This window comes from Vibrio hyugaensis (assembly GCF_002906655.1).
Lineage (GTDB): Bacteria > Pseudomonadota > Gammaproteobacteria > Enterobacterales > Vibrionaceae > Vibrio > Vibrio hyugaensis.
Genome location: NZ_CP025794.1, coordinates 1298115 through 1323385, shown reverse-complemented (window position 1 = coordinate 1323385; position 25271 = coordinate 1298115). Strand labels below are relative to the sequence as shown.

22 protein-coding genes are annotated in these 25271 nt (G+C 45.1%); 12 read left to right on the top strand and 10 right to left on the bottom strand.

The window, feature by feature from the left end; translation table 11 throughout:
* Nucleotides 1-158: 158 nt before the first annotated feature.
* From C1S74_RS06640 to nagA, 3 genes are all read right to left on the bottom strand, one after another.
* The gene (locus C1S74_RS06640; protein ID WP_045399042.1) at nucleotides 159-1748 is read right to left on the bottom strand and encodes a cation:proton antiporter family protein; all 1590 of its coding nucleotides are present in this window, start codon (nucleotides 1746-1748) and stop codon (nucleotides 159-161) included.
* 81 nt (nucleotides 1749-1829) lie between these two features.
* Entirely contained in the window at nucleotides 1830-3044 is a 1215-nt protein-coding gene (gene nagC / locus C1S74_RS06635) for a DNA-binding transcriptional regulator NagC (RefSeq protein WP_038865709.1), read from the bottom strand.
* Between the two features lie 2 nt (nucleotides 3045-3046).
* Nucleotides 3047-4183, bottom strand: coding sequence for an N-acetylglucosamine-6-phosphate deacetylase (nagA, locus tag C1S74_RS06630; RefSeq protein WP_038865707.1), 1137 nt, complete (start codon nucleotides 4181-4183; stop codon nucleotides 3047-3049).
* Between the two features lie 489 nt (nucleotides 4184-4672).
* Between nagA and nagE the strand changes: the two genes are divergently transcribed.
* Both nagE and glnS read left to right on the top strand, forming a co-directional pair.
* Nucleotides 4673-6247: an N-acetylglucosamine-specific PTS transporter subunit IIBC gene (gene nagE, locus C1S74_RS06620; RefSeq protein WP_038865705.1), complete on the top strand. Its 1575-nt coding sequence runs from the start codon at nucleotides 4673-4675 to the stop codon at nucleotides 6245-6247.
* A 236-nt stretch (nucleotides 6248-6483) separates the two neighbouring features.
* Entirely contained in the window at nucleotides 6484-8154 is a 1671-nt protein-coding gene (gene glnS, locus C1S74_RS06615; RefSeq protein WP_038865703.1) for a glutamine--tRNA ligase, read from the top strand.
* Between the two features lie 415 nt (nucleotides 8155-8569).
* On the opposite strand, the gene C1S74_RS26965 is transcribed toward glnS, so the two are convergent.
* Both C1S74_RS26965 and fcrX read right to left on the bottom strand, forming a co-directional pair.
* Complete coding sequence (locus C1S74_RS26965; protein ID WP_269423810.1) at nucleotides 8570-8794, bottom strand: type II secretion system protein; 225 nt, start codon at nucleotides 8792-8794, stop codon at nucleotides 8570-8572.
* Between the two features lie 71 nt (nucleotides 8795-8865).
* Nucleotides 8866-9315: a ferric iron uptake transcriptional regulator FcrX gene (gene fcrX / locus C1S74_RS06605; protein WP_010643296.1), complete on the bottom strand. Its 450-nt coding sequence runs from the start codon at nucleotides 9313-9315 to the stop codon at nucleotides 8866-8868.
* A gap of 199 nt (nucleotides 9316-9514) precedes the next feature.
* Here fcrX and C1S74_RS06600 point away from each other — a divergent pair, with 199 nt between their 5' ends.
* A complete protein-coding gene (locus C1S74_RS06600) occupies nucleotides 9515-10018 on the top strand; it encodes a DUF4442 domain-containing protein (protein ID WP_038877569.1) in 504 nt (167 codons plus the stop codon).
* Nucleotides 10019-10072: 54 nt separating this feature from the next.
* Here the strand turns inward: C1S74_RS06600 and fldA are convergent, their stop codons facing one another.
* From fldA to C1S74_RS06585, 3 genes are all read right to left on the bottom strand, one after another.
* Nucleotides 10073-10606, bottom strand: a complete 534-nt coding sequence (gene fldA, locus C1S74_RS06595) for a flavodoxin FldA (protein ID WP_038865696.1) — start codon at nucleotides 10604-10606, stop codon at nucleotides 10073-10075.
* 48 nt (nucleotides 10607-10654) lie between these two features.
* Nucleotides 10655-10876: a DUF2788 domain-containing protein gene (locus C1S74_RS06590; RefSeq protein WP_005446406.1), complete on the bottom strand. Its 222-nt coding sequence runs from the start codon at nucleotides 10874-10876 to the stop codon at nucleotides 10655-10657.
* Nucleotides 10877-10988: 112 nt separating this feature from the next.
* Nucleotides 10989-11756: an alpha/beta fold hydrolase gene (locus C1S74_RS06585; RefSeq protein WP_045399045.1), complete on the bottom strand. Its 768-nt coding sequence runs from the start codon at nucleotides 11754-11756 to the stop codon at nucleotides 10989-10991.
* Between the two features lie 92 nt (nucleotides 11757-11848).
* On the opposite strand from C1S74_RS06585, the gene seqA reads away from it, so the two are divergent.
* Nucleotides 11849-12391: a replication initiation negative regulator SeqA gene (seqA, locus tag C1S74_RS06580; protein WP_045399047.1), complete on the top strand. Its 543-nt coding sequence runs from the start codon at nucleotides 11849-11851 to the stop codon at nucleotides 12389-12391.
* Between the two features lie 92 nt (nucleotides 12392-12483).
* The gene (gene pgm, locus C1S74_RS06575; protein WP_045399049.1) at nucleotides 12484-14130 is read left to right on the top strand and encodes a phosphoglucomutase (alpha-D-glucose-1,6-bisphosphate-dependent); all 1647 of its coding nucleotides are present in this window, start codon (nucleotides 12484-12486) and stop codon (nucleotides 14128-14130) included.
* Between the two features lie 203 nt (nucleotides 14131-14333).
* Here the strand turns inward: pgm and C1S74_RS06570 are convergent, their stop codons facing one another.
* Entirely contained in the window at nucleotides 14334-15086 is a 753-nt protein-coding gene (locus tag C1S74_RS06570; protein WP_045399051.1) for a DUF1853 family protein, read from the bottom strand.
* 132 nt (nucleotides 15087-15218) lie between these two features.
* Between C1S74_RS06570 and C1S74_RS06565 the strand changes: the two genes are divergently transcribed.
* Nucleotides 15219-15977, top strand: a complete 759-nt coding sequence (locus tag C1S74_RS06565) for a Nif3-like dinuclear metal center hexameric protein (RefSeq protein ID WP_045399054.1) — start codon at nucleotides 15219-15221, stop codon at nucleotides 15975-15977.
* A 166-nt stretch (nucleotides 15978-16143) separates the two neighbouring features.
* On the opposite strand, the gene C1S74_RS06560 is transcribed toward C1S74_RS06565, so the two are convergent.
* Complete coding sequence (locus C1S74_RS06560) at nucleotides 16144-17433, bottom strand: citrate synthase (protein WP_038865686.1); 1290 nt, start codon at nucleotides 17431-17433, stop codon at nucleotides 16144-16146.
* Nucleotides 17434-17828: 395 nt separating this feature from the next.
* On the opposite strand from C1S74_RS06560, the gene sdhC reads away from it, so the two are divergent.
* From sdhC to odhB, 6 genes are all read left to right on the top strand, one after another.
* Nucleotides 17829-18221, top strand: coding sequence for a succinate dehydrogenase cytochrome b556 subunit (gene sdhC / locus C1S74_RS06555; protein WP_005446421.1), 393 nt, complete (start codon nucleotides 17829-17831; stop codon nucleotides 18219-18221).
* Nucleotides 18215-18559, top strand: a complete 345-nt coding sequence (sdhD, locus tag C1S74_RS06550) for a succinate dehydrogenase, hydrophobic membrane anchor protein (RefSeq protein WP_038865684.1) — start codon at nucleotides 18215-18217, stop codon at nucleotides 18557-18559. The genes sdhC and sdhD overlap by 7 nt, the downstream gene beginning before the upstream one ends.
* Nucleotides 18560-20326 carry a succinate dehydrogenase flavoprotein subunit gene (gene sdhA, locus C1S74_RS06545; protein WP_045399057.1) on the top strand — a complete coding sequence of 589 codons (1767 nt, stop codon included), beginning with the start codon at nucleotides 18560-18562 and terminating at the stop codon, nucleotides 20324-20326.
* Nucleotides 20327-20344: 18 nt separating this feature from the next.
* Nucleotides 20345-21055 carry a succinate dehydrogenase iron-sulfur subunit gene (locus C1S74_RS06540; RefSeq protein ID WP_038865681.1) on the top strand — a complete coding sequence of 237 codons (711 nt, stop codon included), beginning with the start codon at nucleotides 20345-20347 and terminating at the stop codon, nucleotides 21053-21055.
* A 93-nt stretch (nucleotides 21056-21148) separates the two neighbouring features.
* Entirely contained in the window at nucleotides 21149-23974 is a 2826-nt protein-coding gene (gene sucA / locus C1S74_RS06535) for a 2-oxoglutarate dehydrogenase E1 component (protein WP_038877581.1), read from the top strand.
* 28 nt (nucleotides 23975-24002) lie between these two features.
* Entirely contained in the window at nucleotides 24003-25211 is a 1209-nt protein-coding gene (odhB, locus tag C1S74_RS06530) for a 2-oxoglutarate dehydrogenase complex dihydrolipoyllysine-residue succinyltransferase (RefSeq protein ID WP_038865677.1), read from the top strand.
* Nucleotides 25212-25271 lie beyond the last annotated feature (60 nt).

Here is a 25271-nt window from a genome sequence, read left to right as displayed (position 1 = left end):
AACGTTTTATGATTAAAAAAATGATAAAAAGGCTTGTCTATTAGATGGTGTTTAAAATAAGTCTTGTTTTGATGAATGAGATTAAGGTTTGGTATAAAAAACACACAAAAAAGCCCTCTTATTGTTAGAGGGCTCAATAAAAATATTGTTTTTGATGCTTATTTCATCGGGGTGAACTGAGGTTGAAGTTGCTCGCAAACATGACGCGCAAAACCGCTACCGGCTTCACTATAAATGTTCAGCGCCGCATCAACACCACTTTCTAGTAATCCTTCTAGCTGATCGGGATATTCAGCAATTGCTGCAATTTGGCCTTTATATTTGCGGCTTTGTAGTTGCTCCAATGCGGTTTGGTTACCTTGGTGATGTGGCATCGCCAGTAAGACCAACTTTACATTGGCAGTGTCTAAAATACGTTCCCAGAAATCGGGGTCGGTCGCGTCGCCAGAAATTACATTGCGTCCTTCAGAACGGTGTTTATGCGCTGCTTCTTCACGGACTTCTACACCAAGAGAAATCTTGCCATAGCGAGAACGCAACTCATCGTACGCACCAGTGCCAATTCGGCCCATACCTAAAATCAGGACTTGAGCATGACCAGGGTTGATAAGTTTGTCGCGTTGATTGAGCTTTTCTGCTGCTGTTTCTTGTAGCCATTTCCCAGAATGTTGGTAGATCTGGTGACCCAAGCGGTTCAATGGTGCTGAGATAATGAAAGAAATGGAGACGGCAACTGCAATCGCAGCAAGCATATCACTTGGCATCCAACCCATTTTGTAGGCCAATCCACCGACGATCAAACCAAATTCGCTGTAGTTGAATAATGATAGTGATGTCAGCAGTGAGGTGCGTACGCGGAATTTGAAATAGTTGATGGTCAGGAAGTAAAGCAGACCTTTAATTGGCAGTAGTAGAATAAACAGCAGTGCCAAACCAATACCTGTGAAGCTCAGAGATGCCGACAAACCAATATTCAAGAAGAAGCAGACTAAGAATAGCTCTTTCATATTAAAGAGAGATTTAGACAGTTCAGATGCTTTGCGGTGTCCTGCCAATAGCATGCCGAGGATGAGAGCACCGAGGTCAGGCTTCATACCTACAAGCTCAAATAGGCCCGCGCCAACGACTAACGCAAAGAAGATACCGAAGAGAACCAGCATCTCGCCATGGCCTACCCTGTCTAAGAGTTTATAGAACAATGGACGAAGAAGGGGCAATGCAAACAAACCTATCGCATACCACTCCGGAATTTTACCTGTTGAAGCGGTAAGGAAAACCACGGCAAAAATATCCTGCATAACCAGAATACCAATAGCTAGGGTCCCGTAGGTCGCGTTCATCTCACCTTTTTCTTGTAGTGTCTTAACGGCAAATACAGTACTGGAAAATGACAAAGCAAAAGCGAGAAGTAGAATTTGCGTGCTATCCATGCTTGTCAATGAGGATAAGCCGAGCAGTTTTAATCCAATAAGAACAAGCGCAAAGAAAAGAGTTGAAAGAACGTTGTGCGCCGTGGCTCCTCCCCAAATTTCTTTAGAGAGTAGGGTTTTGACATCTAGCTTTAAGCCAATTGTAAAGAGAAGAAGCGTAACACCAAGATCTGCAAGGGTAACAATGACGTCGTTACTTTGGTAACCAAACGCGTGCAAGCCAAAGCCAGCAAGCAGAAAGCCAACCAATGGAGGGAGGTGGCATTTGAGCGCAATAAAACCGGCGATGAAGGCCGTTGTAATTAGAATAATTTCCATACTGTTGAGCTATATTCCTGATATACAAAAACGGGCTGTGAAATCACAGCCCGAGATTGTAACTCAATTGGTTGTATAAACTTAGTCTTCTAGTAACTTTTGTAACAAAACTCCGTTCAACATGGCGCGCTTAATCATCGCAAATGCGCCCATTGTTGGGTGTTTATCAATATGAGAAGCAACAATCGGAAGTTCGTTATGGAAGGTCTTCAACGATTGGTTTTCTACGTTTCGCTGAATCGCTGGGAAAACAATTTCTTCAGCGGCAGTAATGTCACCAGCAATGACAATTTTTTGTGGGTTGAATAAGTTGATGGTAATTGCAATCGCTTTACCAAGTTGATTACCCACACGAACCAGACTTTGTTTCGCCAGTTCATCACCATTCATTGCGTGGTTACAAACATCTTCAATCGTGATGTGTTCAAGCTGAGTTAAACTAGATTCGTAACCTTGTGCAATCAGTTTTTTCACACGTTGAATGATTGCTGGATTTGCCGCTACGGTCTCTAAGCAACCAAAGTTACCGCATTGGCATTGCTCACCGAGTGGGTCAATTTGGATGTGGCCAATTTCACCAACGTTGCGGTTAAAGCCTAAGAAAACTTGACCATTTACGATGATGCCCGCACCAGTACCGCGGTGAACACTTACCAGAATTGAGTCTTGGCAATCTTGGCTTGCACCAAAGTAGTGTTCAGCCAGAGCCATACCACGTACGTCGTTACCAACGAAACACGCAGTATTGAACTTCTCACGGATGATTTCGCCAAGCGCTAAGTTATCGATATCTGTGTTTGGCATGTATTCAACAACACCTGTAGTTGGGTTTACCAAGCCAGGTAGGGTGATGCCGATAGCAATAAGTTGGTCGATTTTGTCTTGGCAGCGATTTACGAAGTCTTTCAACAGATCAATCAAACCAGCGATCAAGTCAGCCTGATTGGTGTAGTGAAGTTCGTGTTGGTCTTCTGCCAACGCCGTGCCACCTAGATCGTACAAACTAAATTGCACGTAGTCTCGGCCTAATCGCACAGCGATAGAGTGGAAGGGTTTTACCTCAGTGGTCAACGATATCGCTCGGCGACCACCAGTAGATGCTTGTTGCGCGACCTCTTTAATTAAGCCGCGCTCTAAAAGTTGGCGGGTTATTTTGGTAACACTCGCTGGGGCGAGCTGACTAACATCCGCGACTTGAATACGGGAAATTGGACCTTGTTGGTCAATCAGCCTGTATACCGCAGCGCTGTTAAGCTGTTTTACTAAATCTACATTACCAATCTGTCCGCCATTCATGCTTAATTTTGCTCGTATTGTCCGTTAACAACCGTCGCTTTTACATTGAAGTCACGATCGAAAATAGTCAGGTTTGCAACCATTCCTTTTCGAACTCGGCCAAGACGTTCCTCAACACCGATTGCGGTTGCTGGGTACAGTGTAGCCATTCGTAGAGCTTCGTCTAAAGCGATGCCTGCGTGCTCAACTGTATTCTGAACTGCTTCTATCATAGTCAGAGCTGAGCCGCCTAATGTGCCATTTTCATCAACACATTTACCATCTCGGTAATATACTTTCTTACCAACAAAAATAAAGTGATCCATGTTAGCACCTGCTGGAGCTGTGGCATCCGTCACCAAAACAAGCTTCTCACCTTTGATTTTATGAGCAATTCGGATGTTTGCGTAGTCTACGTGAAAACCGTCAGCAATGATGCCGGCGTAAACTTCCGGAGTGTCATAAATCGCACCAACAACACCAGGTTCACGGCCAACCATTGGCGTCATTGCGTTGAATAGGTGAGTAGCAAAGGTGATACCTGCTTCAAAACCTTCACGCGCTTCTGCGTAAGTCGCATTTGTGTGGCCGATTGATACGACGATACCTGCCGCTTTAAGACGTGCAATGTGTTCAGGATCATTTTGCTCTGGTGCTAGTGTTACTTTTGCTACGAGATCTGCATTCGCACAAATAAGGTCAATCATGCCGTCGTCAGAAGGGCGGATGAAGTCCACGCTGTGGATGCCTTTCTTCGCAACGTTAAGGTAAGGACCTTCAAGGTGAAGACCTAACGATTGGTTTTGGTATTTGTTGTGGTATTCACGAGCCGCAGCAATCGAAGCACGCATGTCTTCGTCTGAAGACGTGATAAGAGTTGGTAGGAAGCTAGTACAACCCGACTTTAGGTTGGCTTCGTGCATGATTTGCATGGTTTCAGGTGTGATTTCGTCGTTTAGCATCACACCGCCACAGCCGTTTAGCTGAAGGTCAATAAAACCAGGGCTTAGATTTGCACCGTCCAGATCTTTGATCTCAATACCTTCTGGTAATTGAGTTACTGGCACAACTGATTGAATCTGGTCATTGTCGATGATGACCGCATGATCGGTAAGAACATCACTACCGGTATAGATTTTACAGTTACTTAGCGCGTACATAGTCAGCTAGTCCTTATAGATGAGAATTCATTTTCTGTCCCGTTATCTAACTGGTGACTGCATGAGTCATGCTGGTACTTAGTTTGTATCACTGAATTAGATAACGAGTCACATACAGCAAGTCGCGTTTTATCGATGTCATTATCAGAGTAACTAACTGAAAAATAATAAATGAATTAGTTTTTATGATTGTTTTCCAGAGCGAAGTTACTGCGAATCATCTGTAGAGATACCAAAATAACACTGATTCTGTCTTGCATAAAGTGCGAGAATCTTATCTCTAAAACGCCATTTTTTCGTATAATAAAATAAGTTTTATGATCTCGCTAGCAAAAACCTTCCCAAAGGGCTGTTTCTGGTGATTATGATCACAAACAATGAGCTTTTAATTTGCGGAGCAAAATTAATATCATAAACTGGTAGCGACTAAATTGAACGACTGAAATAAGTCATTCGACAAAACATAAAATCCTATAGGGGGAACTTAAGGTGAATATTCTTGGATACGCGCAGAAGTTAGGTAAAGCTCTTATGCTTCCTATCGCAACGCTTCCAGTTGCAGCGCTTTTACTACGTTTGGGTCAACCTGACCTTTTAGACATTGCGTTTATGGCATCAGCTGGTAATGCAATCTTTAGTCAACTACCACTACTATTCGGTCTAGGTATCGCGATCGGTCTTTCTAAAGACGGTCAAGGTGCTGCTGGTCTAGCAGGTGCAGTTGCTTACTTCGTGCTAACTGCTACTGCAGCGACAATTGATGCAAGTGTTAACATGTCATTCTTCGGCGGTATCATTGCAGGTATCATCGCTGGTCACTCTTACAACGCTTTCCATGCTACTCGTCTTCCTGAGTGGTTGGCATTCTTCTCTGGCAAACGTCTAGTACCAATCATGGCGGGTCTATTCTCGCTTGTAGCTGGTGCTCTTGCTGGTGTTGTATGGCCAACAATTCAAGGCGGTCTTGACGCGCTAGCGCACGCAGTTTCTACTTCTGGTGCTATCGGTCAGTTCGTTTACGGCACGCTTAACCGCGCACTTATCCCTGTAGGTCTACACCACGTACTAAACTCGTACTTCTGGTTCGGTATGGGTACGTGTCAAGAAGTTCTAGTATCTGGCGCAACTGCTGCTGGTCAAGCACTTCCTGCTCTACAACAGCTTTGTGTTGACCCAGCTCTAGCTAAGACTCTTGTTGCTGGTCAGACTCACACATTCGAATTCGCTAACTCTGTAACTCCAGAAATCACAGCAACAGTTAAAGAAGTAACTGAAACGCTTAAATCTGGTGACCTACACCGCTTCTTCGGCGGCGATAAGAGCGCTGGTGTATTCATGAACGGCTTCTTCCCTGTAATGATGTTCGGTCTACCAGGTGCGGCACTAGCTATGTACCTAGCAGCACCAGTTGAGAAACGCAGCCAAGTTGGTGGCGCACTATTCTCAGTAGCGTTCTGTTCATTCCTAACAGGTATTACAGAGCCTCTAGAGTTCATGTTTGTGTTCCTTGCTCCTGCTCTATACGCAATGCACGCCGTGTTTACTGGTCTATCTCTAGTACTTGCAAACATGCTTGGCACGCTACATGGCTTTGGTTTCTCTGCGGGTCTAATCGACTTCGTACTGAACTACGGTCTAGCTACTAAGCCTCTAGTGCTTCTTGCTCTAGGTCTAAGCTTCGGTGCTCTATACTTCTTCACATTCAGCTTCGCAATCCGCGCATTCAACCTGAAATCGCCAGGTCGTGAAGATGACGATGAAGATGCATCTGCTGCTCCAGCTGGTGATGCACCAAAAGGTGACCTAGCTCGTCAATACCTGAAAGCACTAGGTGGTCACGACAACCTAACTTCAATTGACGCATGTATCACTCGTCTACGCCTTACTCTTAAAGACCGCTCAGTGGCTGACGAAGCTGTTCTTAAGAAACTTGGTGCGAAGGGTGTGGTTAAGCTAGGTGAAAACAACCTACAAGTTATCCTTGGTCCTCTTGCAGAAATCGTTGCTGGTGAAATGAAAGCAATCGGTGCAGGTGAAGACCTATCAGATGTAAAACTTCCTTAGTAACATCTTAAAGACTCTCTATAAAAGACCTCCTTCGGGAGGTCTTTTTTTGTTTCAAGCGTTTCAATATGCTTTGGTTTCCACCTAAGTAGAGAAATATTGCCTTTTTAACGACGGTTCTTGTTGTCTAATCGCTAAGAATTGTGGATCATTAGGAACAATGCACTCTGCAAATCCAACCTTGGTTGTGGAGTTCTGTTTTCTCTGACAATACTAATATTTTTGAGGTGCTATAGATGAGTGAAGCTGATGCTCGTCCATCAAACTTTATTCGCCAGATTATTGATAAAGATCTAGCGGATGGTAAACACACTAGCGTGCATACTCGATTCCCGCCGGAGCCGAACGGTTACCTGCATATCGGTCATGCTAAGTCTATCTGTTTGAACTTCGGTATTGCTCAGGACTACCAGGGTCAATGTAACTTGCGTTTTGACGATACAAACCCTGAAAAAGAAGACATCGAATACGTTGAGTCTATCAAGAAAGATGTAAACTGGTTGGGCTTCGAGTGGGATGGTGAAGTATGTTACTCATCAAACTACTTCGACAAGCTTTACGAATATGCAATTGAATTGATTAATAAAGGCTTAGCGTATGTTGATGAGCTAAGTCCTGAGCAGATTCGTGAATACCGCGGTACGCTAACGGCTCCGGGTAAACCAAGCCCATACCGTGATCGCCCAATCGAAGAAAACCTAGCGCTATTTGAAAAAATGCGTGCAGGTGAGTTCGAAGAAGGTAAAGCGTGTCTTCGCGCTAAGATCGACATGGGTTCTTCATTCATGGTAATGCGTGATCCAGTTATCTACCGTGTACGTTTCGCGACTCACCACCAGACTGGTGATAAGTGGTGCATTTACCCAATGTACGACTTCACACACTGTATCTCTGATGCATTAGAAGGCATTACGCACTCTATCTGTACTCTTGAGTTCATGGATAACCGCCGTCTGTACGACTGGGTTCTAGACAACATCACGATTGATTGCCGTCCACACCAGTACGAATTCAGTCGCCTAAACCTTGAATACACAGTGATGTCTAAGCGTAAGCTAAACCAACTAGTGACTGAGAAATTGGTTGATGGTTGGGATGACCCACGCATGCCAACCGTATCTGGTCTGCGTCGCCGTGGTTTCACTTCTGCATCTATTCGTGAGTTCTGTAAGCGTATCGGTGTAACGAAACAAGAGAACATGATTGAGTTCGGTTCACTAGAATCTTGTATTCGTGATGATCTAAACGAAAACGCACCACGTGCGATGGCCGTTCTAGATCCAGTTAAGATCGTTATCGAGAACTTTGAAGAAGGTGCGGTAGAAACTCTGACGGTTGCTAACCATCCAAACAAACCTGAAATGGGCGAGCGTGAAGTGCCATTCACTCGTGAAGTTTGGATTGAGCGCGAAGATTTCCGTGAAGAAGCAAACAAGAAGTACAAGCGCCTTGTTCTAGGTAAAGAAGTACGTCTACGTGGCGCATACGTGATCAAGGCTGAACGCATCGAGAAAGACGCGGAAGGCAACATCACGACAATCTTCTGTACTTACGATGCTGAAACGCTAGGTAAGAACCCGGCAGATGGCCGTAAAGTGAAAGGCGTAATCCACTGGGTATCAGCAGACAAAGCATTGCCTGCAGAAATCCGCATGTACGATCGTTTGTTCACAGTACCAAATCCAGCGGCTGCGGATGACTTTGCTGCGACAATCAACCCAGAATCACTAGTGGTTCTAAACGGTTTTGTTGAGCCAAGCCTAGCAACGGCAGAAGCGGAAACAGGTTATCAGTTTGAGCGTATGGGTTACTTCTGTGCAGATTCAAAAGATTCTTCAGCAGATAACCTAGTATTCAACCGTACGGTTGGTCTACGTGATACTTGGGCGAAAATCGAGAACCAATAATCTCAATACCTCGCTAACAAAAATGCCAGCAAATTGCTGGCATTTTTTATGTCCTATGGTAGACGAGAGGGCTTTGATGTCGTTACCGTGCCTGCTTTTGAGTCGTACCATATGACAAAGCTTGAGTTTTCGGGAGTTCGTTCGTAACCTTTTTTTGTATACGTGTAATAGCAAACGGATTGGTGGGAGTCATTGTCTCTGATACGGCGCGTTATAAAATCAAACCTATCGTTCGCATTCCGATTATTCGATAGCGAGTATTCATCACCTAATAGAGCTTGCCATACGGCAATACATCCTGCGTTCCCTTGGCCAATATTGTATGGGTTACCAATATTCCCACTGGCGTTGCCTTTGTTTGTTCCTAAAGGGTAGCCAAATTCATTGACATCGAGTTCTCCGCCACCATAGCCATCTATATTTTGCTGTGCTGCTGCTGTCCCCCGTTAACTAACCACTGGCTTTGGGTGAACTTAACTGCCGTTTCAAATTGGTCTGCGATGGCTTCCATCTTGGCTTGGTAGGCATCGTCTTGAAGGTTTAAGAATCGCGGTGCGACTACAACAGCCAGTATCCCAAGAATAACAATTGCAATAATCAGTTCGAGTAAGGTAAAGCCACAAGAATTCCTTTTCTTCATCGCTTGTCTCCATAAAAAAACGCCAGCCGAAGCTGACGTTTAGAGTCTTTATTAATAAAAAGCGTTACTTTTTATTTTGCAGGCTTGTGCGCGTCAGGATTCGTCTTACAAGAACCATCGCTACATTTACCGTATAGGTACAAGCTGTGGTTAGTAAGCGTAACATTGTACTTAGCTGCGATTTCTTTTTGACGTTCTTCAATCACGTCATCTGAAAACTCAATTACTTCACCACAGTCTAAACATACTAAGTGATCGTGGTGATGTTGAGTTGACAGTTCAAATACTGATTTACCGCCTTCGAAATGGTGGCGAGTAACAATACCAGCATCATCAAATTGGTTTAATACACGATAAACGGTTGCTAGACCAATCTCTTCACCTAGATCGATTAGCTTTTTGTACAAATCTTCAGCACTGATGTGCTGGCAGTCTGGCTGCTGAAGTACTTCTAGAATTTTTAGCCTTGGAAGGGTTACTTTTAAGCCCGCATCCTTCAGCGCCTGATTATTATCTGACATATACTTTCCCGTTGGATCATCTGCAGCGATTTAACAGAATTCAATATTCCTACCATTATAGGCGAAGCGTACTGAACATTAAACCACGAACTTCAAAGGGTTAATAGATTCTTTTTGTAAATTAGAAACAGGTCGATTATATTACAGATCAGACCAGTTACATTTTTATAACATTGCATCGCAAAGGCTATGGATAGGTATGAATAAGCGACTTGCCAAGATTTATAAACCAGGGATTGTTAAGTTTGCGCTTAATATTTGGCCGCCATTTTGGGGCTCAGGTATCAAAATCTTACATATTTCTGAAGACTTTCGAACGGTTAACGTTCGTTTGAAGCTCCGTTGGTGGAATAAAAACGCAAATCGTACCCAGTATGGCGGTAGTATCTTCTCGCTTACGGACCCAATTTATTCTCTGATGTTGATGGGCATTTTACGGGAAGAGTATTTTGTGTGGGATAAAGAGGCGAGTATCAACTTCATCAAACCGGGACAGAGTGATTTATTTGCCGAGTTTGAAGTAACAGAAGGAATGCTAGCTGACATTTACCAAATGACTCGTAACGGTGAAAAGTGCTTTCCAGAGTTTATTACCTATGTGAAAGACAAAGAAGGTAACGTTGTATCGGAAGTGCAACGGAAGTTGTATGTGAGGAAGAAACCTCAATATCGAGAAGAAGAGGTCGCAACGGAAGCTTCTTGATAGACAGATACAAAAAGACCTCCAAGGTGGAGGTCTTTTTCAATAGGTGCTGTATTAGCCTTCAAGCTCAGCTAGGCACATCTCTTCATAGATTTGCTTAACCCAGTTTTCGACACGTTCATCAGTCAATTCTGGTTGACGATCTTCGTCGATACATAGGCCAACAAACTGGCTATCGTCGCCTTCAACAAGTGCTTTAGACGCTTCAAACTCGTAACTTTCAGTTGAAGTGTGGCCAAGGATAGTACCGCCTTTTGCTTCAACGATGTCACGAACTGTACCCATCGCATCACAGAAGTACTCTGCGTAATCTTCTTGGTCACCACAACCAAAGATAGCGACTAGCTTTGTTGAGAAGTCTACTTGCTCAAGCTCAGGGAAGAAATCATCCCAATCACATTGCGCTTCACCGTAGTACCACGTAGGGATACCTAGAAGAAGAAGATCAAAGTTATCAATGTCTTCTTTGCTGCTTTTTGCGATGTCTTGAACGTGAACTAGTTGTTTACCTAGTTGCTTTTGAATCATCTTTGCAACGGCTTCAGTATTACCTGTGTCGCTACCGAAGAAGATACCTACACTTGCCATAGAGTCTATACCTTTACATTGTTTGTTACTGGCGATGGGGAGAAGAGCTTAACCAAGCCCTGTGCCTTCCCAACTGAGCTGAATCAGGCCTTTCGCGATGAAACCAGCGCAGCCAAGGAAAAGGACTAACCACACAATACGACGACCAAAAACAGGTACGTTACCTTGTTTTAGCACATCTTTTATTGCCATCCCGATGAAAAAGAAGATAGCAGCAAAAAGCAGATCGAGCCCAATCGACTCGAGCATGTCCATATAGTCGTATAGCATTGTCGTCCTTCATGCCAAAAATTCTTGGGCGCACTATACCACTGTTAAACAGTAAAGTTAATGCACAACAAGAAGGGTTATTTCAATAATCTGGCGTTGTTTTTCGAATTTGTTAACTCGAAATATATTTCCTGAGCACACGCATTACTTCAGCGGGTTTCTCTGCATGTAACCAGTGTCCGGTATTGGCGATAATGTGTGCTTTTGCGTTGTTAAACTGACGCTTAACAGCAGGCTGATGCTCAGGCATTAGATAGTCTGAATCACCACCTTTAACAAACAGAGTTGGAATATCTGTGGTAGCAATTTCTTGCCAGCCAATAATCTGATCATAATTGTTGAATAAGCTTGCGACATTAAAGCGCCAATCCATTTTGTCACCGTTCCTATACAGCGACTTCGACAAAAATTGTCTTACGCCGTCCATTTCAATGTGTTGAGCAAGAATATCCATGGTTTGTTGGCGATTACTTGGTTGTTCTTTGACTACCGCTTGTAGACCACGAAATACATTGTCGTGACGATTTGTGTTGTAGGCAACTGGTGCCATGTCTAAAACGATCAGCTGTTTTATTAATTCAGGAGCGACATCTGCTAGTTTCATTGCAACCTTACCACCCATAGAGTGGCCGATTACTAACGCAGGCTCGATGTCGATATTGCGAAGTAAATCAGCAACATCTTGCGCCATGACTTCATAGTTGTGTGTATCTGAATGGAAAGAGAGACCGTGATTTCGTAGATCAATGCTGATCACGGAATGATCTTGGACGAGATCGCGAGCCAGTAAACCTAGATTACTGAAACTGCCAAACAATCCATGAATCAAAACAACCGTTTGGCCTTGGCCTTCCTGCTTATAGTTGAGTAATGCTGACATTTTATCTTATTCGTGATGGGTTTAACGTGGAGTATCCGCGAGGATCTCGTTATAATCCCCCAGAGTTTAAACATTGAGAATGTGAAAAGCGAATGAAAACAATTGAGGTTGATGAGGATCTATACCGTTACATTGCGGGTCAAACCAAGCATATCGGTGAAAGTGCCTCGGATATTTTACGACGCCTTTTGAACCTTGATGGTCAGTTGCAGGAAGCCGTCGTGGCACCTGTAATCGAGCAGCCACAAGGGATTATAGTAAGTAAAGATGCTGGTAAAACAGAATCAGTGGATACCGTAAAAGAGATGCGTTCTCTACTGATTTCTGATGAGTTTGCTGGCCTTAAGAAAGCGATTGATCGCTTCATGTTGGTTCTATCAACCTTACACACGTTAAATCCAGAGAGCTTCTCTCAAGCAACGAAAGTAAAAGGGCGCAAGCGCGTTTACTTTGCTGATAATGAAGATACTCTGCTAGCAAACGGCAATACCACCAAGCCTAAAGCAATTCCTGGTACGCCATTTTGGGTAATCACTAATAACAACACCAGTCGCAAGCGACAGATGGTTGAGCAGGTGATGACTCATATGGAATTCCAGCCTGACTTGATAGAGAAAGTAACAGGTTCAATCTAAGAAACCTGATAGAAGCCTCATAATGTGTAGCGTATAGCGGATATTATGAGGCTTTTTTGATTTTATTTGTATTTAAAGAAAGGATGTCAAACATGGCTATGCACCCTCGTGCTGGGCAAAAAGCGCAGCAGGAAGATCTTCATAATATCCCAGCACTCGTTGCTAACTACTTCTTACTTCAACCTGATGCATCAAATGCAGAGCATAACGTTCAATTTGGTACTTCTGGTCACCGCGGTACCGCGGACAAGCACACCTTTAACGAAAACCACATTTTAGCTATCGCTCAAGCGGTCGCAGAAGTTCGTGCTGAGCAAGGTACAACAGGTCCACTGTTTGTGGGCAAAGACACGCACGCGCTATCTGAACCAGCGTTTTCAAGTGTGATTGAAGTATTGATTGCAAACGGTGTGACAGTGATTGTCCAGCAAGACAACGGCTACACGCCAACGCCTGGTATTTCACACGCGATTCTGACTTACAACATCAAGCATGATGACAAAGCAGATGGCATCGTGATTACCCCATCTCATAACCCACCTCAAGACGGCGGTATCAAGTACAACCCGACGCACGGTGGTCCAGCTGAAACAGAGCTAACTCAGGCTATCGAAGATCGTGCAAACGCACTGATTGCTGAAGATCTACAAGGCGTTAAACGCCTACCGTTAGCTGAAGCAAAAGCATCTGAGCTGTTTGTAGAGATGGATTTGGTGAAACCATACATCGACGACTTAGTGAACGTTATCGATATGGAAGCAATCCAAAAAGCAAACCTGAAGATTGGTGTAGATCCATTGGGTGGCAGCGGCATCGATTACTGGCGTCAAATTGGTCAGGCATACAACCTAGACCTAACGCTAGTAAGTGAAGCGATTGATCCTTCTTTCCAATTCATGTCGCTAGATAAAGACGGCGTTGTACGTATGGACTGTTCTTCTCCTTACGCAATGGCGGGTCTATTGGCGCTGAAAGATGAATACGATCTAGCATTTGGTAACGATCCTGACTACGACCGTCACGGTATCGTTACGCCAAAAGGTTTGATGAATCCGAACCACTTCTTAGCGGTTTGTATCGACTACCTATACCGTCACCGTGACGCGTGGGGTAAAGATGTCGCTGTTGGTAAAACGCTAGTTTCAAGCGCCCTGATTGACCGTGTTGTTGCGGATCTAGGTCGTGAGCTATGTGAAGTGCCTGTTGGCTTCAAATGGTTTGTGGACGGTCTGTATACTGGTAAGTTTGGCTTCGGTGGCGAAGAAAGTGCTGGTGCGTCTTTCCTTCGCAAAGATGGTACGCCTTGGTCAACAGACAAAGATGGCATCTTGCTATGTCTTCTAGCGGCAGAGATCACTGCGGTAACGGGTAAGAACCCTCAAGATTACTATGAAGAGCTTGCGGCGAAGCACGGTGAGTCTAAGTACAACCGTATTCAAGCTGTAGCAAATGGCCCACAAAAAGACGTACTGAAGAAGTTGTCACCAGAAATGGTCGCGGCAGAAACACTAGCAGGTGACGTAATTACGGCTCGTCTAACGCACGCTCCTGGTAACGGTGCTGCAATTGGTGGTCTTAAAGTAACGACAGCTAATGGTTGGTTCGCTGCTCGTCCATCAGGCACTGAAGACATCTACAAGATTTACTGTGAAAGCTTTAAAGGTGAAGAGCACCTAAAACAAATCGAAGCCGAAGCACAAGAAATCGTTAATCAAGTATTTGCAGCCGCTGGTTTGTAATTCAAACGATTAAGGTTCGAAAGGGTCGACATTGCGTCGGCCCTTTTTGTTTGTGAAGAGGGAACGCTGCGCTTCGAGAGTCGGGAGCGCTTCGCTCTAGGAATCGAGAGGTGCTCGTTGAGAGTATAGTGAAAAGGTATTTTGATTAAGAAGGTGTTGACGGGACTTGTTCCTAGAAAAGCAAAATAAAATCGTTTCCCGTTTTAGTTCGGCCACGTATCAGGTACAACAAACCAAAATTGACCACTCTTTGTTTGAGCGTGAATAAACCTATCTGATGGTTTATCGATGGGTTCCAAGAACTCCTCATTGCCAACTGCCCACAGTGGTTTGGAAAGAGCGTATAAAGGTTCTTTAATCCCTTCCCATTGGCTTTGATAACACCAATAGCCGGATATTTGGCTTTGGTTTAGCTCGTAACCTAAACAGGTTGTAGGGGTTGGTTCGGCCGAGAAAGGATTTACATAGAGGCGACCTTGCATCAGCAAGTGTTCGCTCGGTATGGCGTCTAACGGTAACTGCTGGTGGAACTCTTCTCTCTGGCTCATTTTTAGTTGGTGAGTGAGCATGCGATCGAGCTTTTTGTGCAGTTGGTCGTGTGCATTCGGTCCATACCAAATACCTTCATGCAGTAAGTAGAATTTAATGGCGACTTCCCAATGCTCGTGTTGGTTTGTTTCCTGATTTTCGAGGATCAAATCGACGGCGCCAATTGTGCGTCCAGTAGTGTCATTAAGTTGGATTTCTTCAGCAACCAGTTCATATCGAGGTGAGCAAGTCAGTAGCTTGGTGCAAAGGTGTTGGTAAAGGAAGCCAAGTCGTGGATTGCCATCGTAATCTTCATTGTCCGATAGAGGTGGTGTCAGAATGTCTTCGACGGTGACAAAGGGCGTTTGAAGTTTAAAAAGTGGTGGGGTGCTAGCAATCCATTGATAGAAACGTTGTAGAGAATTCATCCAATATCCTTGTTGTCACAGGCAGAGCCTTTCTATTGTATCGAAATTTATTCTGGTTGGGGATGCCACAACTAGCATCCTGATCGCGGTTCGATATACACTTCGTTTAAGCCACAAGTATTGGAAGTAACAATGAATAATTTACAGCTGGAAAAGATCCTTAACGAGAAACTGTCGCCACAACTCATTAAAGACTACGCACCGAATGGCATGCAAGTCGAAGGCAAATCAGAAATCGAACGCATTGTAACTGGCGTAACAGCTTCACAAGCATTGATCGATAAGGCTATCGAGTTAGACGCCGAGGCATTGCTTGTTCACCATGGGTATTTTTGGAAAGGTGAACCAGAACCAATTCGCGGAATGAAAGGGAAGCGTATCCGTAGCTTGATTAAAAATGACATCAACCTTTATGGATACCACTTACCGTTAGATATTCATCCTGAGTTGGGTAATAACGCAGAGTTGGCGCGCTTATTAGACATCGAAGTAGAAGGTGGCTTAGAAGGGCATCCTCAATCTGTTGCTCTGTTTGGTCGTTTGAAACAAGCAATGACTGGCGCTGACTTCGCAAACAAAATCAATCACGTATTAAACCGTGAACCTTTGCATATCGCGCCTGACAATGCAGAAAAAATGATTGAGACAGTTGGTTGGTGTACCGGCGGTGGTCAAGACTTCATTGAGCTTGCGGCTCAGCATGGATTAGATGCATTTATTTCGGGCGAGATCTCAGAACGTACGACTTACACGGCTCGTGAATTGGATATCCATTACTTCTCTGCAGGTCATCACGCAACTGAACGTTACGGCATTAAAGCGTTGGGTGAATGGTTAGCGCAAGAGCACGGTTTAGACGTTACGTTTATTGATATTGATAACCCAGTATAGAAGGGACGGGCTTTGTCCTTTGAGATGCGAAAGTGTTACGCAATTATCTCTCGCATCTCGAAGCGAAGCGTTCTATGGAGCGTCGCTCGTTCTCGTCTCTTCAAAAAAGAAAGGGTTGACGCTTTCACGTCAACCCCAACACTTATCCTATTCTCGATTCTAACGCCTACTCACGCTCGTGCAGTGGAGAGAACTCACGCTGAGTTTCACCAGTGTATAGCTGACGAGGACGACCGATACGGTTTAGTGGATCGCTGTGCATTTCGTTCCAATGAGCAATCCAACCGATAGTACGAGAAATCGCGAAGATTACCGTAAACATCGATACAGGAATACCGATCGCTTTTAGGATGATGCCTGAGTAGAAGTCTACGTTCGGGTATAGCTTCTTAGACACGAAGTATTCGTCAGAAAGTGCAATACGCTCAAGTTCCATTGCAACGTCTAGCAGTGGATCCTTGATGTTTAGCTCTTTTAGCACTTCGTGACATGTTTCACGCATTACCGTTGCACGTGGATCGTAGTTTTTGTAAACGCGGTGACCGAAGCCCATTAGACGGAATGGATCATCTTTGTCTTTTGCACGCTCTACGTACTCTGGGATGTTATCTACGCTGCCGATCTCTTCAAGCATCTTCAGACATGCTTCGTTCGCACCACCGTGCGCAGGACCCCATAGAGAAGCAATACCTGCGGCAATACATGCGAACGGGTTCGCACCAGAAGAACCGGACAAACGAACCGTTGATGTCGATGCGTTTTGTTCGTGATCCGCGTGAAGCGTAAAGATTTTATCCATCGCACGAGCAACAACAGGGTTTACTTCGTATTCTTCACATGGGTTTGCGTACATCATGTGTAGGAAGTTTTCTGCGTAGCTTAAGTCGTTACGAGGATAGATAAATGGCTGACCGATAGAGTACTTGTAACACATCGCCGCCAATGTTGGCATTTTAGACAGTAGACGGTACGCCGCGATCTCACGGTGCTCGTCGTTGTTGATATCGAGTGAATCGTGGTAGAAGGCCGCTAGTGCACCAACCACACCACACATTACTGCCATTGGGTGTGCATCACGTCGGAAGCCATGGAAGAAGCTTGCGATTTGTTCATGCACCATCGTATGGCGAGTAACCGTTGTTTTGAATTGCTCGTATTGCTCACGGGTAGGGGCTTCACCATAAAGCAGGATGTAACATACTTCCAAGTAATCTGCGTTATTGGCTAATTGATCAATCGGGTAGCCGCGGTGCAAAAGAATACCTTTGCCGCCGTCGATGTACGTGATTGATGATTCACAAGATGCAGTGGCAAGAAAACCTGGGTCAAAAGTAAAGTAACCATTGGCTCCCAGTTTACGAACATCAATCACAGGTGTACCTAGCGTACCGTCCATAATTGGCAGTTCGATCGGCGCATGACCTTCAACGTGAAGGGTAGCTTTCTTATCCGCCATAACAATCTCCTTTGTTTATTATTTAATCCGTCCAGGATGTTTATGTGCCATTTTTGTACTGTTGTTAAAGCTTAAAGTCAATTTTTCTCCATTTTTGTGTGCACTTGTTATGATTTTTCTCATGAAAATCGTTAAAAATCTGTTCTATGTAGCATAATTTGTTACATCAATTGTATTAGAATGTTGCTGGCCGTATATTGGCACAGAAAATTTTAGTTAAATCCTTATAAATTCGGGGCTGGAAACAAAAGTGAGGTTTGTTTACTGACTCCGTTTGTTAACAAAGTGTTTACAATTATCTCCGAGCATATTGCGAGTATTTGTTAATCAAATGTTAACTTTTGTACGTTTGGAAGCTGAAATTGGTTATAACAATAAATGCTCAATGGAGCTGAGTGAGCAAGCCCGTGAAAGAAAGAAAGTCAAGACCTGTTAATTTAGATTTACAGACCATCCGCTTTCCCATCACAGCAATCGCGTCCATCCTACATCGTGTGTCGGGTGTGATTACGTTTGTTGCGGTGGGCATATTGCTTTGGTTACTGTCCATTTCTCTGTCATCCCCGATGGGTTTTATGGAAGCCGCTGATATCGTCGATAGCTTCTTCGTGAAATTCATTCTGTGGGGAATTCTAACTGCACTTGCCTACCACATCGCTGGTGGCGTCCGTCACCTGTTGATGGACCTAGGCCACTTCGAAGAACTCGATTCAGGCGCGATGAGCGCTAAAGTCGCATTTGGTGCTACTGCAGTATTATCACTATTGGCGGGGATCTTGGTATGGTAAAACACGTCTCTTCATTTGGTCGTAATGGTGTCCACGATTTCTTATTGATTCGTGCATCAGCAATCATTATGACGCTATACACGATTTATCTGATTAGCTTCTGCGCTTTCTCAGATATCTCTTACGCATCTTGGACCCAATTCTTTGGTGGTACGTTCACCAAAGTTTTCACCATGTTGGCCTTAGTCTCAATTCTAATTCACGCGTGGGTTGGTTTGTGGCAGGTGTTAACGGATTACATTAAGCCCGCGATACTTCGTGGTGCATTGCAACTTGGTGTTATTGCCGTTTTATTCGGCTATGTCTTCTCTGGTCTATTTATTCTGTGGGGTGCGTAAGTGTCTATTCCAGTTCGTGAGTTTGATGCCGTAGTAATCGGCGCTGGTGGTGCGGGTATGCGCGCTGCACTACAAATTTCGGAGCAAGGCCTGTCATGTGCGTTGCTATCTAAAGTTTTCCCAACACGTTCACACACTGTTTCTGCTCAAGGTGGTATTACGGTTGCGCTAGGTAATGCGCACGAAGATCATTGGGAACAGCACATGTACGATACGGTTAAAGGTTCTGACTATATCGGTGACCAAGACGCAATCGAATACATGTGTAAGAACGGTCCTGAATCTGTTATCGAGCTAGAGAAAATGGGTCTTCCTTTCTCTCGTTTTGATAACGGCACTATTTATCAGCGCCCGTTTGGTGGCCAGTCAAAGAACTTTGGTGGTGAGCAAGCTGCGCGTACAGCGGCAGCGGCTGACCGTACTGGTCACGCACTCCTGCACACGCTATACCAACAAAACATCAAGCACAAAACAACGGTATTCTCTGAGTGGTATGCTCTTGATATCGTTAAAAATGAAGATGGTGTTGTTCTAGGCTGTACGGCGCTATGCATGGAAACAGGTGAAGTGTGCTACTTCAAATCGAAAGCAACCATCTTAGCAACGGGTGGTGCAGGTCGTATTTACGCATCAACGACTAACGCGCACATCAATACTGGTGACGGTGTTGGTATGGCACTTCGTGCTGGTGTCCCAATGCAAGATATGGAAATGTGGCAGTTCCACCCAACGGGTATCGCTGGCGCAGGTGTTCTTGTAACCGAAGGTTGTCGTGGTGAGGGTGGTTACCTTCTAAACAAGGACGGCGAACGCTTCATGGAGCGTTACGCACCAAACGCGAAAGACCTTGCTGGTCGTGACGTGGTTGCACGTTCAATGATGATTGAAATCCGTGAAGGTCGTGGCTGTGATGGCCCTTGGGGTCCACATATTAAATTGAAACTTGATCACCTAGGTAAAGATACACTGGAGTCTCGTTTACCGGGCGTTTGTGAGTTGTCTCGTACATTTGCGCACGTTGATCCGGTCAAAGAGCCAATCCCAGTAATTCCTACGTGTCACTATATGATGGGTGGTATTCCTACTCAGGTATCAGGCCAAGCGATTAAGCAAGATGAAAACGGCGCGGATGTTGAAGTTCAAGGCCTATTCGCTTGTGGTGAAATTGCATCAGTATCAGTACACGGTGCAAACCGTCTTGGTGGTAACTCACTACTAGACTTGGTGGTATTTGGTCGTGCAACAGGTCTGCACCTAGGTGAAACACTGCTTAAACAAGCTGATGCGAAACCTGCAACTGAAGCAGACATTGAACGTTCACTAGAGCGTTACAACCGTTGGGAAAATAGCACTGACGGTGAAGATCCAGCGCAAATTCGTAAAGACCTACAACAATGTATGCAAAACAACTTCTCGGTATTCCGTGAAGGTGATGCAATGGCTAAAGGTCTTGAAGAGCTTAAAGTTATCCGTGAGCGTCTGAAGAACGCACACCTTGCTGACAAATCGACAGAGTTCAACACTCAACGTATTGAGTGTCTAGAACTAGAGAACTTGATGGAAACAGCATACGCAACAGCTGTAGCAGCAAACTACCGCACAGAAAGCCGTGGTGCACATGCTCGCTTTGACTTCCCAGACCGTGATGATGAGCAGTGGCTATGCCATTCAATCTACAACCCGGAAACGGAAGCAATGGCTAAACGTGGTGTAAACATGGAACCAATCCATCGTGAAGCATTTCCGCCAAAAGCACGTACGTACTAAGGAAAGGAGGGTAATATTATGAAACTGAATTTCTCTTTGTACCGCTACAACCCGGATGTCGACCAAAAGCCGTACATGAAAGACTACACGCTTGAGGTCGAAGAAGGATCAGACATGATGCTTCTGGATGCCTTGATCCTTCTGAAGGAGCAAGACCCTAGCATTGCATTCCGTCGTTCATGTCGTGAAGGTGTGTGTGGTTCTGATGGTCTTAACATGAATGGTAAAAATGGATTAGCGTGTATTACACCGTTATCTGCTTTGAAAGGCGATAAGCTCGTCATTCGACCATTACCTGGTCTGCCTGTTGTACGTGATCTTATCGTTGACATGACTCAGTTCTACGATAACTATGCGAAAGTTAAGCCTTTCTTAATTGACGATGGTGCTCTTCCTCCGTCTCGTGAAAACTTACAATCGCCTGATGAGCGTGCGCATCTAGATGGCTTGTACGAATGTATTATGTGTGCATGTTGTACGACATCTTGTCCGTCTTTCTGGTGGAATCCTGATAAATTTATCGGCCCTGCTGGCCTTTTAGCGGCCTATCGTTGGTTAATTGATAGCCGAGATACAGCGACTGATGAACGTTTGTCCGATCTTGATGATGCATTTAGCGTTTTTCGTTGCCATGGCATCATGAATTGTGTAAGTGTTTGTCCTAAGGGGCTAAATCCAACGAAAGCCATCGGTCATATCAAGTCGATGTTGGTCAATCGTTCGATTTAATTAACAACAAAAAATTGCCGACCTAAATGGGTCGGCTCTTAATAGCTCGGCGCAGACCGCAGCAAACGTGAAAACTACTGGTTAAGGGAAAATATGCACAACGGCGTGATGAAGGCATGGCTCGAGTCTTCACACTTGGCTGGCGCCAATGCAACGTATGTAGAAGACCTCTACGAACTGTATCTAAGTGACCCCGATCTGGTAAGTGAGGAGTGGAAACGTGTATTCGATGAGTTGCCAAAGAACTCAGAAGAAGTGGCTGATCAGCCACACTCGCGTGTCCGCGACTACTTCCGACGACTCGCTCAAGAAACAAAGCATTACAGTGTCCAAGTTAGTGATCCAGATGTCGACGCTAAGCAAGTAAAAGTTCTCCAGCTTATCAACGCATACCGTTTCCGCGGTCATGAAGCTGCAGAGCTCGATCCTCTAGGTCTATGGCAACGTCCACCTGTGGCGGAGCTAGACCCTGCATTCCACAATCTCACCGAAGATGACTTCGCAGAAACTTTTAACGTAGGTTCTTTCGCCGTCGGCCAAGAAACCATGCAGTTAAAAGATATCTACTCAGCACTTAAGAAAACCTACTGTGGTTCGATTGGTGCAGAATACATGCACATGACAGACACAGAACAAAAACGTTGGATTCAACAGCGTTTAGAGTCTGTCGTTGGTCAGCCATCTTTTGATAAAGACGAAAAGCGTACATTTCTTGAGGAGCTAACGGCTGCTGAAGGTCTAGAGCGTTACTTGGGCGCAAAATTCCCAGGGGCGAAACGCTTCTCGTTAGAAGGTGGCGATGCACTGATTCCGATGACGAAAGAACTGATTCGACATGCTGGTACAAGCGGTATGCGTGAAGTTGTGATCGGTATGGCTCACCGCGGACGTTTAAACATGTTGGTTAACGTTCTAGGTAAGAAGCCACAAGATTTGTTCGATGAGTTTGCGGGCAAGCACGATGATACATGGGGTACTGGCGATGTTAAGTACCACCAAGGTTTCTCTGCTGACTTTGCGACGCCAGGTGGTGATGTTCACCTTGCGTTAGCCTTTAACCCATCTCACCTTGAGATTGTAAATCCAGTAGTTATTGGCTCTGTACGAGCTCGTCAAGATCGCTTAGGTGATTTTGAGGGCAGTCGCGTACTTCCTATTACTATTCATGGCGACTCTGCGATCGCAGGACAGGGTGTGGTTGCCGAGACGTTCAACATGTCTCTTGCTCGTGGCTTCTGTGTTGGTGGTACGGTGCGTATTGTTGTAAACAACCAAGTTGGTTTTACAACATCAAACCCTCGCGATACACGCTCTACCATGTACTGTACAGATATCGCTAAGATGGTACAGGCTCCGATTTTCCACGTTAATGCTGATGATCCAGAAGCGGTAGCATTCGTTACCCGTATTGCACTGGATTACCGTAATGAGTTCAAACGTGATGTTGTAATTGACTTGGTTTGTTACCGTCGTCATGGCCACAACGAAGCCGATGAGCCAAACGCAACTCAGCCATTGATGTACCAAAAAATCAAGAAGCACCCAACGCCTCGTAAGCTTTATGCAGATGTACTGATCGATAAAAACGAATCAGACATTGAAGTCGCGACGCAATTGGTCAATGAATACCGCGACGCGCTAGATAAAGGCGAAGTTGTGGTGAAAGAATGGCGTCCAATGGCGTTGCATTCGGTTGACTGGTCTCCATACCTTGGTCACGACTGGGATGTGGATTGGGATAACAAATTTGATGAGACTCGCCTTAAAGAGCTTGGTCAGCGCCTAATTCAATACCCTGATAGTCATAAACTGCAAAGCCGCGTAAACAAGCTTTATAACGATCGTTCTGCAATGATCAGTGGTGAAAAAGCAATTGACTGGGGCATGGCTGAGACACTGGCATACGCTACGATCGTTGATGACGGCAAGCGTATTCGTATCTCGGGACAGGATTCTGGCCGTGGTACGTTCTTCCACCGTCACTCTGTTTTGCATAACCAAAATGATGCAAGTACATACATTCCGCTAGCAAATATTCATGACAAACAAGGTCCATTCCAAGTGTTTGACTCTGTGTTGTCAGAAGAAGCGGTATTAGCGTTTGAGTACGGTTATGCAACAGCAGAACCAAGTGGTTTGACTATTTGGGAAGCTCAATTCGGTGACTTTGCAAACGGCGCACAAGTCGTGATTGACCAGTTCATCTCATCAGGTGAACAAAAATGGGCACGTCTATGTGGTCTAACGATGTTGCTACCTCACGGTTATGAAGGTCAAGGTCCTGAGCACTCATCTGCGCGTCTTGAGCGTTATCTACAATTATGTGCTGAACAGAATATGCAGGTTGTAGTGCCATCTACGCCAGCACAGGTTTATCACATGATTCGTCGCCAAGTGGTGCGCCCTATGCGTCGCCCACTGATTGTTATGTCACCTAAGTCGCTACTGCGTCATCCACTTTGTACTTCAACGTTGGAAGAATTGTCTGATGGCACATTCCAACCAGCGATTCCTGAGATTGATAATCTGGAACCGAGCAAAGTGAAACGTGTTGTGTTCTGTTCAGGTAAGGTTTACTTCGACCTTCTAGAACAACGTCGCAACAACGAACAAGATGATGTTGCTATTGTACGTGTTGAGCAACTGTACCCATTCCCTCTGGATGAAGTACAAGCTGCCATCGAACAATACACGAATGTTGAAGATTTTGTCTGGTGTCAGGAAGAGCCTCAAAACCAGGGTGCTTGGTACTGCAGTCAACACAACTTCCGTGCTGCAATTCCAGCAGGTGCAGATCTTAAATACGCAGGTCGCCCAGCTTCTGCTTCGCCAGCAGTAGGCTACATGTCGGTGCACTTGAAACAACAAAAAGCGTTGGTTGAAGACGCTCTGAACGTGAACTCAAAAACTTCGAATTAAGAACTAGAAGTTAAAGGAAGAAACAGATATGACAATTGAAATTCTGGTTCCAGATTTACCTGAATCAGTTGCTGACGCAACCGTAGCGACATGGCACAAACAACCAGGCGACGCGGTAGAGCGTGATGAAGTTCTGGTTGATATCGAAACCGATAAAGTGGTGCTTGAAGTTCCAGCTCCGGAAGCTGGCGTTTTAGAAGCCATTATTGAAGTAGAAGGTGCGACGGTACTTTCTAAACAACTGCTTGCAAAGCTTAAGCCAGGCGCGGTAGCGGGTGAGCCGACAACAGACTCAACAGAAGACAAAGAAGCGTCTCCTGATAAGCGCCACAAAGCAACGCTGACAGAAGAGAGCAACGATGCGCTAAGCCCAGCGGTTCGTCGTCTTCTTGCTGAGCACGGCCTTGAAGCTAGCCAAGTGAAAGGCTCTGGTGTTGGCGGTCGTATTACTCGCGAAGACATTGAAGCGCACCTTGCAAATGCAAAAGCGGCACCGAAAGCGGAAGCTCCGGCGGCCGTTGAAGCGCCTGCAGCGGCTCGCAGCCAAAAACGTGTTCCAATGACGCGTCTACGTAAGACAGTGGCAAACCGTCTTCTAGAAGCGAAGAACAACACGGCAATGCTAACCACGTTTAACGAAGTGAACATGAAGCCAATCATGGACCTTCGTAAGCAATACAAAGACCAGTTCGAAGAACGCCACGGTACTCGTCTTGGTTTCATGTCTTTCTACGTGAAAGCAGTAACAGAAGCACTAAAACGTTACCCAGAAGTGAACGCATCTATCGATGGTGATGATATCGTTTACCACAACTACTTCGACATCAGCATGGCAGTTTCTACGCCACGTGGTCTAGTGACGCCAGTTCTAAAAGACTGTGACACACTAGGTTTCGCTGACATCGAAAAAGGCATCAAAGAGTTAGCTATCAAAGGCCGTGACGGCAAGCTAACGGTTGATGAGTTGATGGGCGGTAACTTCACTATCACCAATGGCGGTGTATTTGGTTCATTGATGTCTACGCCAATCATTAACCCGCCACAATCGGCAATCTTGGGTATGCACAAAATCCAAGAGCGTCCAATGGCGGTTGATGGCAAAGTAGAAATCTTGCCGATGATGTACCTAGCACTATCTTACGACCACCGTTTGATTGATGGCCGTGAGTCAGTGGGCTTCCTGGTAACCATTAAAGAGCTACTAGAAGATCCAGCGCGTCTGTTATTAGACGTTTAATATCGCTAAAACGTCGAGTTATCCTTGATGGCTCGACGTCTACAGCATCCAAGGCTAGAC